This is a genomic window from Xanthomonas euroxanthea (genome assembly GCF_900476395.1).
GTDB classification, from domain to species: Bacteria; Pseudomonadota; Gammaproteobacteria; order Xanthomonadales; family Xanthomonadaceae; genus Xanthomonas; species Xanthomonas euroxanthea.
This window is the reverse complement of sequence record NZ_UIHB01000010.1, coordinates 91969-105598: the sequence shown is the minus strand read 5'-3', so window position 1 is coordinate 105598 and position 13630 is coordinate 91969. Positions and strand designations below refer to the sequence as shown.

13 protein-coding genes and 1 pseudogene are annotated in these 13630 nt (G+C 66.5%); 3 read left to right on the top strand and 11 right to left on the bottom strand.

Features of this window, described 5'->3' with window-relative positions:
- Positions 1 to 197: 197 nt before the first annotated feature.
- The 6 genes from CPBF1521_RS20500 to CPBF1521_RS21905 all read right to left on the bottom strand — a co-directional run bounded on the left by CPBF1521_RS20500 (position 198) and on the right by CPBF1521_RS21905 (position 5592).
- Positions 198 to 1520: an L-fuconate dehydratase gene (locus CPBF1521_RS20500; RefSeq protein WP_115678112.1), complete on the bottom strand. Its 1323-nt coding sequence runs from the start codon at positions 1518 to 1520 to the stop codon at positions 198 to 200.
- 183 nt (positions 1521 to 1703) lie between these two features.
- Positions 1704 to 2561, bottom strand: a complete 858-nt coding sequence (locus CPBF1521_RS20495) for a fumarylacetoacetate hydrolase family protein (RefSeq protein ID WP_115678111.1) — start codon at positions 2559 to 2561, stop codon at positions 1704 to 1706.
- A 151-nt stretch (positions 2562 to 2712) separates the two neighbouring features.
- Positions 2713 to 3483, bottom strand: a complete 771-nt coding sequence (locus tag CPBF1521_RS20490) for an SDR family oxidoreductase (RefSeq protein WP_104649882.1) — start codon at positions 3481 to 3483, stop codon at positions 2713 to 2715.
- Positions 3480 to 4352 (bottom strand): amidohydrolase family protein, encoded by an 873-nt coding sequence (locus tag CPBF1521_RS20485; protein WP_115678110.1) that lies wholly within the window; start codon positions 4350 to 4352, stop codon positions 3480 to 3482. The genes CPBF1521_RS20490 and CPBF1521_RS20485 overlap by 4 nt, the downstream gene beginning before the upstream one ends.
- Positions 4349 to 5467, bottom strand: a complete 1119-nt coding sequence (locus CPBF1521_RS20480; protein ID WP_370659392.1) for an aldo/keto reductase — start codon at positions 5465 to 5467, stop codon at positions 4349 to 4351. Before CPBF1521_RS20480 ends, CPBF1521_RS20485 begins: the two co-directional genes overlap by 4 nt.
- The gene (locus tag CPBF1521_RS21905) at positions 5353 to 5592 is read right to left on the bottom strand and encodes a hypothetical protein (protein ID WP_370659391.1); all 240 of its coding nucleotides are present in this window, start codon (positions 5590 to 5592) and stop codon (positions 5353 to 5355) included. The genes CPBF1521_RS20480 and CPBF1521_RS21905 overlap by 115 nt, the downstream gene beginning before the upstream one ends.
- A 92-nt stretch (positions 5593 to 5684) precedes the next feature.
- On the opposite strand from CPBF1521_RS21905, the pseudogene CPBF1521_RS20475 reads away from it, so the two are divergent.
- Positions 5685 to 6005: pseudogene (locus tag CPBF1521_RS20475) on the top strand (family 43 glycosylhydrolase); the annotation flags it as partial.
- A 114-nt stretch (positions 6006 to 6119) separates the two neighbouring features.
- Here CPBF1521_RS20475 and CPBF1521_RS20470 read toward each other — a convergent pair.
- The 3 genes from CPBF1521_RS20470 to CPBF1521_RS20455 all read right to left on the bottom strand — a co-directional run bounded on the left by CPBF1521_RS20470 (position 6120) and on the right by CPBF1521_RS20455 (position 8306).
- Positions 6120 to 6323: a hypothetical protein gene (locus CPBF1521_RS20470; protein ID WP_016901788.1), complete on the bottom strand. Its 204-nt coding sequence runs from the start codon at positions 6321 to 6323 to the stop codon at positions 6120 to 6122.
- Between the two features lie 3 nt (positions 6324 to 6326).
- Positions 6327 to 6890 (bottom strand): peroxiredoxin family protein, encoded by a 564-nt coding sequence (locus tag CPBF1521_RS20465; RefSeq protein ID WP_180708177.1) that lies wholly within the window; start codon positions 6888 to 6890, stop codon positions 6327 to 6329.
- Between the two features lie 495 nt (positions 6891 to 7385).
- Positions 7386 to 8306: a DUF4424 family protein gene (locus CPBF1521_RS20455; RefSeq protein ID WP_115678223.1), complete on the bottom strand. Its 921-nt coding sequence runs from the start codon at positions 8304 to 8306 to the stop codon at positions 7386 to 7388.
- A 144-nt stretch (positions 8307 to 8450) separates the two neighbouring features.
- Between CPBF1521_RS20455 and CPBF1521_RS20450 the strand changes: the two genes are divergently transcribed.
- The gene (locus tag CPBF1521_RS20450) at positions 8451 to 8948 is read left to right on the top strand and encodes a hypothetical protein (protein ID WP_115678222.1); all 498 of its coding nucleotides are present in this window, start codon (positions 8451 to 8453) and stop codon (positions 8946 to 8948) included.
- Between the two features lie 89 nt (positions 8949 to 9037).
- Here CPBF1521_RS20450 and CPBF1521_RS20445 read toward each other — a convergent pair whose 3' ends face one another.
- Entirely contained in the window at positions 9038 to 9706 is a 669-nt protein-coding gene (locus CPBF1521_RS20445; RefSeq protein ID WP_010374372.1) for a response regulator transcription factor, read from the bottom strand.
- 285 nt (positions 9707 to 9991) lie between these two features.
- Positions 9992 to 11935: an acetate--CoA ligase gene (gene acs / locus CPBF1521_RS20440; RefSeq protein WP_115678106.1), complete on the bottom strand. Its 1944-nt coding sequence runs from the start codon at positions 11933 to 11935 to the stop codon at positions 9992 to 9994.
- A 294-nt stretch (positions 11936 to 12229) separates the two neighbouring features.
- Between acs and CPBF1521_RS20435 the strand changes: the two genes are divergently transcribed.
- The gene (locus CPBF1521_RS20435) at positions 12230 to 13612 is read left to right on the top strand and encodes a DcaP family trimeric outer membrane transporter (protein WP_164739709.1); all 1383 of its coding nucleotides are present in this window, start codon (positions 12230 to 12232) and stop codon (positions 13610 to 13612) included.
- Positions 13613 to 13630 lie beyond the last annotated feature (18 nt).

Genomic DNA, 13630 nt, shown 5'->3' with positions numbered 1-13630 from the left:
GCGGGAGAAGGTGCCCGCAGGGCGGATGAGGGGGCTGCGTGCTCAGTCCTTGGCGTTGCCGGCCAGATCTACGACCCAGAAACGTTCACCTGGATGGCGGAGCCGTTTCGTCCGGATTCCAGTCTAGGCCGGACAACCGCTTCCTTCTCCCGCGCGCGGGAGAAGGTGCCCGCAGGGCGGATGAGGGGGCTGCGTGCTCAGTCCTTGGCGTTGCCGGCCAGATCTTCGACCCAGAAACGTCCTTCCGGATAGCTGAACTCCGCGATCGAGGACGCATGCATTTCCGCCGAGAAACCCGCTGCCTCCGGGGCCAGGTAGCGGCCGTGCCGGATGCGCACCGGGTCGAGGAAATGCTGGTGCAGGTGGTCGACGAATTCGATCGCACGGTCTTCCATCTTGCCGGTGATGGCGACGAAGTCGGCCATCGCCAGGTGTTGCACCAGTTCGCACAGGCCGACGCCGCCGGCGTGCGGGAACACGCGGATATTGAACTTGGCGGCCAGCAGCAGGATGGCGAGGTTTTCGTTGACCCCGCCCACGCGCGCGGCGTCGATCTGGATCAGGTCCACCGCGCCGGCCTGCAATAGCTGCTTGAACACCACCCGGTTCTGGGTGTGCTCGCCGGTGGACACCGGTACCGGCGTGATGCCCTGGCGGATCGCGGCGTGGCCGAGCACATCGTCCGGACTGGTGGGTTCCTCGATCCAGGCGATGTCGAATTCGGCCAGCTGGCGCATCCAGTCGATCGCCGGGCCCACGTCCCAGCGCTGGTTGGCGTCCACCGCCATCGCGATGTCCGGGCCGATCGCCTCGCGCGCCAGGCGGCAGCGGCGGATGTCGTCCTGCACGTTGGCGCCGACCTTGAGCTTGATGGTGCGGAAGCCGTCGGCCACCGCTTCCTTGGCCAAGCGCACCAGCTTCTCGTCCGAGTAGCCGAGCCAGCCGGGCGAGGTGGTGTAGGCCGGATAGCCCTGTTCGATCAGCGTGGCGATGCGTTGCGCGCGCTGCGGTTGCGCCGCGCGCAGGATCGCCAGCGCTTCGTCGCGGGTGAGTGCGTCGGTGAGGTAGCGGAAGTCGATGGTGTCGACCAGCTGCTCGGGCGTGAGTTCGGCGATGTAGCGCCACAGCGGTTTTTTCGCCGCGCGCGCGGCCAGATCCCAGGCGGCGTTGATCACCGCGCCGATCGCCATGTGCATCACGCCCTTTTCCGGGCCCAGCCAGCGCAGCTGCGAGTCGTTGGTGAGCCGGCGCGCGAACGCACCCAGATCGGCGATGACCTCGTCCACCGACAGGCCGACCACGTGCTCGGCCAGTGCGGCCACCGCGGCGGTCTGCACATCGTTGCCGCGGCCGATGGTGAACACCAGGCCGTAGCCGGCCAGGTCATCCGGCGCATCGGTGCGCAGCACGACATAGGCGGCCGAGTAATCCGGATCCGGATTCATCGCATCCGACCCATCGAGCTCGCGCGAGGTGGGAAAGCGGACGTCGTGGGTGTCGAGGGCGATGATGGTGCGCATGAAAGTCCTGGGCGATGGAAGCGAAAATTAGAAACGCGCGGAGTAAGACGGAAACGGAGCAGGACGCCAGAGCCTCTCTCCCGCCGGGAGAGGGGCTTCGGGCTGCATCGTGCCGGATGTATTACGACTTGCCTTGGCCGCTATCTCTTTCCAATGCGGAAAAAGGTGCTGAGGAAAGAGGCCTCAAGCCGCATCGCGCGGATGCGCCACCACCGGCTGGCGCTGGCGACCCAGCCCTTCGATCTCCAGCTCCATCACGTCGCCCGGCTTCAGGTACACCGGCGGCTTCTGGCCCAGGCCCACGCCCGGCGGGGTGCCGGTGCTGATCACATCGCCCGGCATCAGTGTCATGTAGCGGCTGATGTGGCTGACCAGTTCGGCCACGCCGAACACCATCGTGCGGGTGCTGCCGTTCTGGTAGCGGTGGCCGTTGACCTCCAGCCACATCGACAGGTTCTGCGGGTCGGCGATTTCATCGCGGGTGACCAGCCACGGGCCGATCGGGCCGAAGGTGTCGGCGCTCTTGCCCTTGACCCATTGGCCGCCGTGTTCGAGCTGGAATTCGCGCTCGGACAGGTCGTTGATCACCGCGTAGCCGGCGACATGGTTCAGCGCCTCGTCCACCGTGACATCGCGCGCCACATCGCCGATCACCACGCCCAGTTCCACTTCCCAATCGCTCTTGACCGAGCCGCGCGGGATGATCACGGTGTCGTTCGGCCCGGTCACCGCGGTGGTGGCCTTCATGAACAGGATCGGCATCTTGGGCACGTCCATGCCCGATTCGGCGGCGTGGTCGGCGTAGTTCAAGCCCACGCAGATGAACTTGCCGATCTGCCCCACGGCGGCGCCATAGCGCAGCTCGCCTTCGAGCAGCGGCAGCGTGGCCACATCCAGCGCACGCAGTTTGTCCAGGCCGGCATTGGTGATGTGCTCGCCGGCCACATCGTCGATCACACCGCTCAGATCGCGGATGCGGCCTTGGTCATCGATCAGGCCGGGACGTTCCTGGCCGGGGGCGCCAACGCGTACGAGTTTCATGCAGTCTTCCTTTGCAGGTGAGGAATGGAGCGGCCAGCAACGCTGGCGCGCATGCATCGGGTGGGTAAGGGCGGCGGGCGCAAACCGAGGCGGACGAGCGGGACGCATCGCATCTGGCAGTGGTGCGCGGCGCCGCGATCCATCGTCGTACTCAGTTCGACCAGCCGCCATCGATGATATGGGTCTGGCCGGTGGTGAACGACGATTCGTCCGAGGCCAGGTACACCACCAGCTGCGCGATTTCGCGCGGGTCGCCCAGGCGGCCCATCGGCTGGCGGTCGGTGAAGCTCTTCCACACCGCCTGTTCGTCGCCGCCCAGCGCCTTGACGCGCTGGCCCAGCGACGGCGTTTTGATGGTGCCGGGGCAGATTGCGTTGCAGCGCACGCCCTGGGCCACGTAATCGGCGGCAATGGCCTTGCTCAGGCCGATCACTGCGGCCTTGGTGACGCCGTAGACGAAGCGGTTCGGCACGCCCTTGATGCTGGAGGCCACCGAGGACATGTTGATGATGCTGCCGCGGCCGCGCTCGAGCATGCCCGGCAGCACCGCCTTGCAGGTGTAGTACATCGCATCGACGTTGATCGAGAACGAGCGGCGCCAGGCCGGCTCGTCGCAATCGAGGATGCTGCCCTGGTGCACGAAGCCGGCACAGTTGAACAACACATCGAACGGGCCGTGCGCGGCGACCAGGTCGGCAACCGCCGATGCATCGGTGACATCCAGCAGCTGGGTGGTGATGGCATCGGATTCGGCTGCCAGCGCCTGCAAGGCTGCGGCGTCGATATCGGTGGCGATCACCTGCGCACCGGCACGCGCGCAGGCCAGCGCGCTTTCGCGGCCGATGCCGGCGCCGGCGGCGGTGATCAGGCAGCGCTTGCCATGCAGGCGGTCGTTGGGAGTTGCAGGGATCGAGACAGTCATACCGAAGAGGTTCCGTGGGTGGGGGCCGCCGGCCGTGGCAGACGATAGAACGTGCGTGCGTTGTCGCCGAACACCGCTTTGGCATGGCCGTTTGCGTGTGTGGCAACCAGGTGCTGTGCGATCTCAAGCCACTGCGCATACTCGGCGCGCTGGGTCAGCACCGGCCAGTCGCTGCCCCACAGCATGCGCTGCGGGCCGAAGCGTGCGAACAGATGCGCGACATACGGCTCCAGCGCCTCCACGCCGGCGCCGCGCGTTGCTTCGGTGAGCAGGCCGGAGAGCTTGCAGTGCACGGTGGGATGCTGCGCCAGCGCGGCCATGCCGGCCGCCCAGGCGACGAATTCGCCCGCGGCGATCTGCGGCTTGCCGCCGTGATCGACGACCACGCGCAACTGCGAATGGCGCTTCAGGCGCGCCTGCAGTGCCGGCACATGCACGCTGCGGATCAGGGCGTCGAAGGCCAGGTCGTGCGCGAGCAGGGCGTCGAAGGCGGCATCCAGCGCGGGACTGGCCAGCCACTGCGCATCGGCGATGTCCTGCACCATCGGGCGCAGGCCCTTGAGCACACCGTCGCCGGCCTGCACCAGCGCATCGATGCGCGCGGCGGCATCGGGCGCGGCGAAATCGACCCAGCCCACCACGCCGGCAATGCGTGCATCGGCGCGCGCCAGCTCGAACAGGTAGCGCGTTTCGGCCTCGGTCGCGGCGGCCTGCACCACCACCACGCCATCGATATCGGCAGCGTCCAGCGCCTGGCCGATATCGGCGGGGCCGAAGTCGCGATACAGCGGCGCCAGTTCGGGCGTCAGCCAGTGGTAATCGCCACGGGCCAGCTGCCAGAAATGCAGATGCGCGTCGATGCGGCTCATGGCGTGGGCAGGTCCGCGTCGAGCAGGCCGTCATCGCGCAGGCGCTGCCACAGCGCAGGCGGAATCGCCGCCTGCAACCGCGTGGCGGCCGAGTGCACCTCGGCCACCGTCCGCATGCCGGCCACCACCGTGGTCACCGCCGGATGCGCCAGCGGGAACTGCAACGCGGCCGCGCCGATATCCACCCCGAACGCCGCGCAGGCTGCATACAGGCGCTGCGCATGCTGCAGGGTGGCGGTGTCGACCGGGGCATAGTTGTAGGTCGCGCCGGGGCCATGTGCGTCGCTGAGCAGGCCGGAGCTGTACGGGCCGGCCGACAGGATCGCCACGTTGCGCTGCTGCGCCTGCTGGAGCAGCGCGCGGGCACCGTGCTGCTCCAGCAGCGTGTAGCGGCCGGCTAGCATCACGCAGTCGAGCGGAAAGCGTGGCAGCACCTCCAGCGCCACGTCCTGCTCGTTGACCCCCAGCCCGATCGCCCCGCAGGCACCGGCCGCCTTCAGCTCCGCCATCGCCGGCAAGGCCTCCTCCAAGGCCTGGCGCAGGACGTTGGCGTGGTTGTCGCCGTGGGTCAGCGCACCGATGTCGTGCAGCAGCAGCACGTCGATGTAGTCGGTGCCCAGGCGCTCCAGGCTGGAGGCAAACGCGCGCCGCACGCCGTCGGCGCTGTAGTCGAACTCGGCGCGCCGGCCCGCCACGGCAAAGCCGTCGCGCCCGGCGGTGGCCTGCGCGTCGTCGTGGATGCAGCGGCCGACCTTGGTCGACAGCGTGTAGGCGCTGCGCGGCACGCCGGCCAAACCACGGCCCAGGCGCGTCTCGCTCAGCCCGTAGCCGTAGTACGGCGCGGTGTCGAAGTGCCGGATGCCGGCCTGGTACGCAGCCGCCACCGCGGCCAGCGCCTGGCCGTCATCGACCTCGGTATACAGATTGCCGATCGGCGCGGCGCCAAACCCCAGTGCCGACAGCTGCACATCGGTGCCGCCCAGACGCTGCCGCGCAACGCTCACGCCGCACACTCCGCGCGCAGGGCGGTCGCGGGGCAGGTGCACACGGAATCTGGGAAGCAGGAGCTGGGCATCGCGACATCCACCAGCCGGCCGATGCCGGTCTGTTCGCATATGAATATCGCAATCATGAGTGAACAGATCACGCTGCAGTGCAGCATCGCGGGCCACAAGGCCGATACGTGCGCCGTGCAGCGCCACGGTAGGCCGTCAGCCCGCCCCGCTCGCCAGCGTCGCACGACGTAGGACCCGGTCTGTATCGAAATCCTTGCCGCATGGCCTCGTGCGACGGGCGCAAGACAGGCACCAACGCTGCGCAAGCCACGTGCGGTTCAACCACAAGGCCTTCGTCGGCATCGGCGTTACGCCCGATACCATCAAGACCTACGAATACTCCGAAGAACTGGTGTGGGCACGCGCGCCCAATACGCACCGACGCATCCGCCTGCGTCTGAGCAACGATGCGCATGTGGTGACCTTCGACTATTGCTTCGACGATGGCCGGCAGTGGATTCGCCACCCCACGCGCATGGAAATGTCAGGCTTTCACCACAACGTGTTCGGCGGCTTCCTGAGCCTGCAGCTCGGCATCTACGCTGCGCAGCAAGGCGCAGTGGTGTTGCGTGATTTCAGTTACCGCGCGCTGCGCTGAGCGCGGTCTGCAGCATCCAGCGATGCGGCTAAACGGCGGGGTCCGGGGGGACCCCGCCGTCAGACCTGGCGTGGCTAACAAGACGTAGCTGCACAGGCGTTTCGCTCGCCGCTCCTAGCCGCAGCAGTAGCAGACGTTGCCTTGCCCCAGGTCGCCGCCAAACTCCGGACACTCGGCTTTGCAGGCCCACGCACTACACGATTCGGTTTTCGGCTGTGCGTTATCCACCGCCATGACCTGGAACGCACCGAAACCGGTACTGGCCAGGAACGTGGCCGCCATCAACGCCGTCCGCAAAGTACCCCAACGCTTCTTCATGCATCACTCCTTCACCGTTGCCAAAGCCGCTGGCGCATCCGTGCGGCGCAACGCGGCGACCAGGTCCTGCACCTGCTCCGTGGTATCGAAGACGCCAAGACGGGAATGGCGCACGCGCCCCTGCCCATCGATGGCCATCAGCAGTGGCACGTTGCGCGCGCGAAACAGCATCAATGCGCGACGATCGGTCAACGTGACCACCGGAAAATCGAAGCCATGCACATGCGCATAGCGCGCAGCCTGCGCCGCATCGCACTGGCATACGCCGAGCAATTGCGGACGGCCGGGCAGATTGGCCTGCAACTGCCTTGCCGCACGCAGCACGGTGGGTGCCGAGCGCTGGCAATACGGGCAGGTGGTGGTGAAGAAGAACAGCACCTGCGCCTGTCCCTGCGGCACGCCGAGCAGATGGCGTTGGCCCTGGGTATCGGTGACCGCGATGCGCGGCACGTACATGCCGTCATACGGAGCGCTGATGCGGGTCTGCAACATCTGCTGCTGCGCGCGCAGCTGCTTGTTCTGCCATGCGAGCACCGCGATCAATGCACAGGCAACCAGCAGCCCGATCCAGAGCCAGGGAAAACGTCGCGCCATGCCAGCTCCAGTAGCGTCATCAAGCCCGAGCCTTGCCCAGGCATGAGCTGATGGTCAATGGTGATATCGACAACTGCGATGTCGCGCGGTGCGGGGTTGTGGAGGCGGTCACGCCGCTGCGCTCGGGCTTGCCAGTCTCGCAGCGGTTGGCAGGGGTCGATTGCGCAACTGTGGTGTGTCGATCAACAGCAGTGCGCCGTGTCTGCGTGGCGCGCAGCACCATCCGAAAGATCGATGAAACAGTGCCTGCAATGACTGCGCGTGTTCCTGCGATCAGTGGCTGCGAGCGTTGCCGCCGTCATCTGATCCTTGCCGCTGGCACCGACCATTGCCGACCGATGACGCGGCGCCCTGTCGCCAGGCGAACACAAGCGGTTGCGCGATCAATCAGCGCTGATCTGCAGCGCGTCTGCAACGCGCTGGCAGCAGGCAGACGCGCGTTCGGCCAGCGGGTGCTGGCCCCGCCGGTCACTCGATGCCGCGCACGAATAGCAGCTCCAGATCGCGCATCGGCACGAAGTCGGCCTGCCTGAACTGGAAGGTCAGCGGATCGATCTTCTTCAGTGCGCCGTCGAAGCACAGGCTGAGGATGTCGCTGGCGTTCTGCTTGCGGATGGTCAGCTGGAAGTCCTTGATCGGGCCGTTCCAGTTCTTGCCGGTGGTCAGCACATAACGCAGGTTGGCCCAGCCCATGCCGTGCGCACCCTCGCGCCGCTGCATGCTGGCCTTGGTGGCTGGTTCGATGCAGGTGCGCTTTGCATACGACTCCAGCAGGAACGCGCTGCCCTGCGGCACGCCGGTGGACAGGCTGGGCGCGTAGGCATGCCGGATCTGCACGCTGCCCCGTGCCGGGAAGACCTGTTGCCAGACGAAGTACTCGCTGAGCGTGAAGCGCGGTTGCTGGTCCCGGTCGATCCAGCGCGCCGGCAACGGCGTGCGCCCGGTCGGCACGTTGCCCGATTCGGCGAACGCGGCGATATCGTCGGTGCTCCAGCCGGTGGCGGCGAATGCCTTGGAGATGTCGCTGCCATCGTCCAGCAACACCACCAGCTTGCGCGTGGTGGTCACCGGTTTGCCGTCCACCCACAGGTTGAAATCGGTCAGTTCGCTGTGATCGGCCATGCCGAAATACATCGGCGGCATCGGGAAGGCGATCGGCACGCTCAATGCGCGCGCGCTGTGGTTGGTGAACACGTAGTCCACTTGCACGCGCTCCTCGCTGAGCAGCAGCGCTTCCTTGTCCATGCTGATATCGGGCTGATGCAACAGCCGGATGGTGCCGTTGTCGTCGCCGAAGCTGCTGTCGTTGGCCTGCGCACTGCCGCAGCCGAGTGCGGCCAGCGCAAGGAGCAGCCCGAGCGGGCCGCGCGGAAAAGAGAGTGGCTGCATGGATCCCCTGGCACCGGCACGCACCGACGCGCCGCAGGCGCACAGCATGCCACGCACCTGCCGATGCCGCAGCGCGGGCATGCATGGCATCAACTGCGCATGGCGTACAGTCGCACGCCCTGCGCACTCCAACCCCACGCTCCGATGCCTTCCTACGTTTCCCTGCTGGCTGTCGCCGCCTGCCTGTTGCTGTCACTGCAAGACAGCCTCGCTGCTGCGCCCGATCGCAGCCAGCCCGCTGCCGTGGTCTCAAGCTGTACCGCCGATGCGTACAGCAGCTGCCCGTCCTGGATGCCGTCGCAGCGTGAGATGCGCACGGTGCTTGCCGATTACTTCTGCGAGGCCGCCGATCGCGGGCTGGTCCGGCCGCGCGTGACGCGCGTGGTGCGTGCGGAGACCTCGCAGGTCACCTGCGCTGCGCTGGGGCCGGAAACCAATTCCAATATCGCCTGTGGAGGCGATATGCAGTTCATTGGCCCGGACGGACGCACCGATTTCCTCACCTTCAGCCCGACCATGCATCGTCAGGACGATGGGCGCTATGCGATCTATGAAGGCGAGGACGAAAACGGCAACGCGGTGTGGCACGCGCCCTCGCCGCAACGCGCGTCGAAGGTCTGCACGGGCCAGCCACTGCGCTGACGAGCGTACCGGAGCTGCCACCGGCAGCGTTTCCTGCGGCGGCGATCGGTCTGCGCTGACGGTGCGCGCAGCCGGTCGCTGCAGCGTGCTCAGTCGTCTTCGGGCGGCGGCAGTACGATGCCGTCGGCATCGATGGCGAGCTTGCCGGCCATCAGCACCGCCTGGGTGCGGTTGGTGACGCCGAGCTTGCGCAGGATCGCGGTGACATGCGCCTTGATGGTGGCCTCGGACACGCCCAGATCGTAGGCGATCTGCTTGTTGAGCCGCCCGGCGCCGAGCATCTGCAGCACGCGGAACTGTTGCGGGGTGAGATCGCGCAGGCGCTGGCCCACTTCGCGTTCTTCGCTGTCGGTCGGCGGCAGGTTCTGCGCCTCTGCCGGGATCCAGCGCTCGCCATCGAGCACCGTCGCCAGGGCGCGGCCGATGGTGTCCGAATCGGCGGACTTGGGAATGAACCCGAACGCGCCATGGTCGATCGCACGCCGCATCACCGTCGGCTCCTCGCGCGCCGACACCACCACCACCGGCAGCTGCGGATGCAGCGAGCGCATGTGCACCAACGCGCTGAATCCCTGCGCACCCGGCATGTTGAGATCCATCAACAACAGATCGGCATCCGGTTGCGCATCGGCCAGGGTGTACAGCGCATCCACCGTGTCGGCCTCGAACAACTGCACGCCCGGCATCACGCGCTGCACAGCCCCGCGCAAGGCCTCACGGAACAGGGGATGGTCGTCGGCGATCAGCAGGGTGGTCATTGAGGGGCCGGGATTGGGGATTGGGGATTCGGGATTCGCAAAAGCATGGGATGTCGGGACTGGGGAGTCGGGATTCGTGGACGCAGGGAGGCCGGAATTCGTGCACCGGAGTTCGCAACAGCCGGTCTGAGCACGCCATCCGCTTCCCGAATGCCGCTTGATGCTGGATCGAGGAGGGGAATGGCGAAGGAGTGGGAACCCGCTTCTGCGAATGCCCGCTCTCCAATCCCCAATCCGCGCCCCTCATCCACCAATCCCCAATCCCGAATGCCCAATCCCCGCCTCTCAGCGCGCCAACCGCTCATTGACCAACGAATCGACCACCGACGGGTCGGCCAAGGTCGAGGTGTCGCCGAGTTGGTCGGGGGCGTTTTCGGCGATCTTGCGCAGGATGCGGCGCATGATCTTGCCCGAGCGGGTCTTGGGCAGGCCCGGTGCCCACTGCAGATGATCGGGCGAGGCGATCGGGCCGATTTCCTTGCGCACCCAGGTCACCAGTTCCTTGTGCAGTTCCTCGCTCGGGGTTTCGCCGGCGATCAAGGTCACGTAGGCATAGATGCCCTGGCCCTTGACGTCGTGCGGGAAGCCGACCACCGCCGCTTCGGCGACCTTCGGGTGCGAGACCAGCGCGCTTTCCACTTCGGCGGTGCCGATGCGGTGGCCGGACACGTTGATCACGTCGTCCACGCGGCCGGTGATCCAGTAATAGCCATCGGCATCGCGGCGGCAACCGTCGCCGGTGAAGTAGCTGCCCGGATAGGTGCGGAAGTAGGTGTCGATGAAGCGCTGGTGGTCGCCGTACACCGAGCGCATCTGGCCCGGCCACGAATCCAGCAGCACCAGGTTGCCTTCGGTGGCGCCTTCCAGGACCTTGCCTTCGGCATCCACCAGTGCCGGCTGCACGCCGAAGAACGGCAGGGTGGCCGAGCCGGGCTTGAGATCGACCGCGCCGGCCAGCGGCGAGATCAGGATGCCGCCGGTTTCGGTCTGCCACCAGGTGTCCACGATCGGGCAGCGGCTGTCGCCGACCACCTCGTAGTACCAGCGCCAGGCTTCCGGATTGATCGGCTCGCCGACGCTGCCGAGCAGGCGCAGGCTCTTGCGCGAGGTCTTCTTGACCGGCTCCTCGCCATCGCGCATCAGCGCGCGGATCGCGGTGGGTGCGGTGTAGAAGATGCTGACCTTGTGCTTGTCGATCACTTCCCAGAAGCGCGACACGGTCGGATAGTTCGGCACGCCTTCGAACATCACCGCGGTGGCGCCGTTGGCGAGCGGACCGTAGACGATGTAGCTGTGGCCGGTGACCCAGCCCACGTCGGCGGTGCACCAGTAGATGTCGTCCTCGCGCAGGTCGAACACCACTTCGTGCGTGTAGCTGGCAAACAGCAGGTAGCCGGCGGTGGTGTGCAGCACGCCCTTGGGCTTGCCGGTGGACCCGGAGGTGTAGAGGATGAACAACGGATCTTCCGCGTTCATGCGCTCGGGTTCGCACGCGGCCGGCTGGCCGTCGACCACATCGTGGAACCAGCGATCGCGCGGTGCCTGCATCTCGACCGCACCACCGGTGTGACGCACGACGAGCACCGTTTCCACGGTGTTGGTGCCGGGCAGTTTCAGCGCTGCATCGACGTTGGCCTTGAGCGGAATCTTCTTGCCGCCGCGCAGGCCTTCGTCGGCGGTGATGATCAGCTTGCTCTGGCAATCGATCACGCGGTCGGCGATCGAATTGGCCGCAAACCCGCCGAACACCACCGAGTGCACCGCACCGATGCGCGCACAGGCGAGCATGGCCACGGCGGCATCGACGATCATCGGCAGGTAGATGGTGACCCGGTCGCCCTTCTTGACGCCCAGGTTGCGCAGCGCATTGCCGAGCTTGCAGACGCGCTCGTACAGCTCGCGATAGGTGACCGGATAGGACTGCGCATCCGGGCTGTCGGGCTCGAACAACAGCGCGGTCTTGTCGCCGCGCGTGGCCAGCTGGCGGTCCAGGCAGTTGACGCTGGCATTGAGCTCGCCATCGCCGAACCAGCGGATGTGGAAATCCTCCAGCGCGTAGCTGACGTCCTTCACCTGGGTGGGTTGCTTGAACCATTCCAGCCGCTGTGCGGCCTTGCCCCAGAATTGCTCGGGGTGTTCGATCGATTCGCGATACAGCGTTGCGTACTGCTCGCGCGTAATGCGCGCATTGGCGGCGAACGCGGGATCGACGGGATAAACCTCAGCCATGGCACCCTCACTTGCGATGAACTTGTCGGAAGAGGACGTTGCGGCTGCCCTCGGTAGACAATCAGTGTGCCGTATCCATTCTGTCCCGGCGTTCAACCGGGCCTTAGACCTTGGTCTTACCTGCCGCAGCCGGTGATCCGCAATCCGTTGCCGGCCCTGGTGCGACGATCGGTCACCTTGTGGAATGCTGCGCTGCAGCTACGACCAAAGGCGAATAGGCTGCAAAGCGCGGACTGCCTCACGCTCCGCACAGCATCGCCATCAAGCGCGAGGCCATATCGGGGAGAGGGGTCCATGACACACCGTACTGCACCGTTAGTGCGCCATCCGCTGGCGGCTGCCTTGTTGGTGGCCACCATCCTGCCGGGCGTGGCGTTCGCGCAGACCGCCAAGGAAAAGGCGCTGGAAGCGCGCATCGCCGAGCTCGAGCGTCAGGTCCAGCTGCTGGTGTCTGCGCAACAACAGCAGCAGGGCCAGATCACGCAGACGCAGACCCAGGTGACCGAGGTGCGTGCCGCACAGGCGCAGGCACCTGCCGCGCCGGCGGTGCCGGCCGGCAAGCGGCCGATCCAGCTGACCAGCATCACACCCAATGCAGCTGCGGGGACGACGTTCCGCTACGGTGGCTTCATCAAGGCCGACTTCATGACCACCCGCACCTCCGACGGCGCATTGCCCGAAGGCGCGGTGGGGCGCTACCTGTACATCCCGACCCAGACGCCGGTCGGTGGCCAGGCCTCGAGCACCGACACCGACTTCCACGCCAAGTTCTCGCGCTTCAACCTGGGCGTGGACACGGTCACCGAAAACGGCGACAAGATCACCGGCTTCATCGAGCTGGATTTCTTCGGCAACGCGCTGGCCAACCAGGTCAACAATCTGTACGGCGGCACCCTGCGCCACGCCTACGTGAGCTGGAACAACTGGCTGGCCGGCCAGACCTGGTCCAACTTCATCGATTCCACGATCCTGCCCGAGGCGGCCGACATCGTCGGGCCGACCGACGGCGCGCTGTTCAGCCGCCAGACCCAGATCCGCTACACCCGCGGCGCCTTCAGCGTGTCGGCGGAAAATCCCGAGACACTGACCACGCCCTACCAGGGCGGCAACACCATCCTGGCCTCGGACCATGGCGCGATGCCGGACCTGACCGCGCGCTACAACTGGAAGGGCACCTGGGGCACGTTCGGCCTGTCGGCGATCGCGCGCCAGTACCGCACGCGTAGCGCGCTCACCAACGACACCGACTTCGGCGGCGCGATCGCCGGCGGCGGCCGCTGGATCATCAACGCCAACAACGATCTGCGTTACCAGCTCAGCTACGGCGAGGGCCTGGGGCGCTACCTGGGCCTGGGCAACGGCTCGGATGTGGAGATCGACATCGACGGCAACATCCAGACCGTCAGCACGATCGCCGGCTGGGTGGCCTGGCGCCACGACTACAACGCCAAGCTGCGCAGCACCATCATGTATTCGCGCGTGAACTACGACCACGACATCGCCAACACCGGCGCGCTCGCGAGCAAGTCGCAGCAGAGCATCCGCGCCAACGTGTTCTATTCGCCGCTGCCCAAGGTCGATGTGGGCGCGGAGCTGATGTACGGCCGCCGCGAAGCCGAGAACGGCGACAGCGGCGACATTTCGCGCCTGCAATTCACCACCAAGTACAGCTTCTAGTTTTTGCCATTGGCGGCC

Coding starts and splice junctions, on each gene's coding strand:
- CPBF1521_RS20470 (WP_016901788.1), bottom strand. CDS start 6,323: ATGAAGAAGCGTTGGGGTACTTTGCGGACGGCGTTGATGGCGGCCACG.
- acs (WP_115678106.1), bottom strand. CDS start 11,935: ATGGCTGAGGTTTATCCCGTCGATCCCGCGTTCGCCGCCAATGCGCGC.
- CPBF1521_RS20500 (WP_115678112.1), bottom strand. CDS start 1,520: ATGCGCACCATCATCGCCCTCGACACCCACGACGTCCGCTTTCCCACC.
- CPBF1521_RS20495 (WP_115678111.1), bottom strand. CDS start 2,561: ATGAAACTCGTACGCGTTGGCGCCCCCGGCCAGGAACGTCCCGGCCTG.
- CPBF1521_RS20435 (WP_164739709.1), top strand. CDS start 12,230: ATGACACACCGTACTGCACCGTTAGTGCGCCATCCGCTGGCGGCTGCC.
- CPBF1521_RS20445 (WP_010374372.1), bottom strand. CDS start 9,706: ATGACCACCCTGCTGATCGCCGACGACCATCCCCTGTTCCGTGAGGCC.
- CPBF1521_RS20455 (WP_115678223.1), bottom strand. CDS start 8,306: ATGCAGCCACTCTCTTTTCCGCGCGGCCCGCTCGGGCTGCTCCTTGCG.
- CPBF1521_RS20480 (WP_370659392.1), bottom strand. CDS start 5,467: ATGCGAACAGACCGGCATCGGCCGGCTGGTGGATGTCGCGATGCCCAG.
- CPBF1521_RS20490 (WP_104649882.1), bottom strand. CDS start 3,483: ATGACTGTCTCGATCCCTGCAACTCCCAACGACCGCCTGCATGGCAAG.
- CPBF1521_RS20450 (WP_115678222.1), top strand. CDS start 8,451: ATGCCTTCCTACGTTTCCCTGCTGGCTGTCGCCGCCTGCCTGTTGCTG.
- CPBF1521_RS20485 (WP_115678110.1), bottom strand. CDS start 4,352: ATGAGCCGCATCGACGCGCATCTGCATTTCTGGCAGCTGGCCCGTGGC.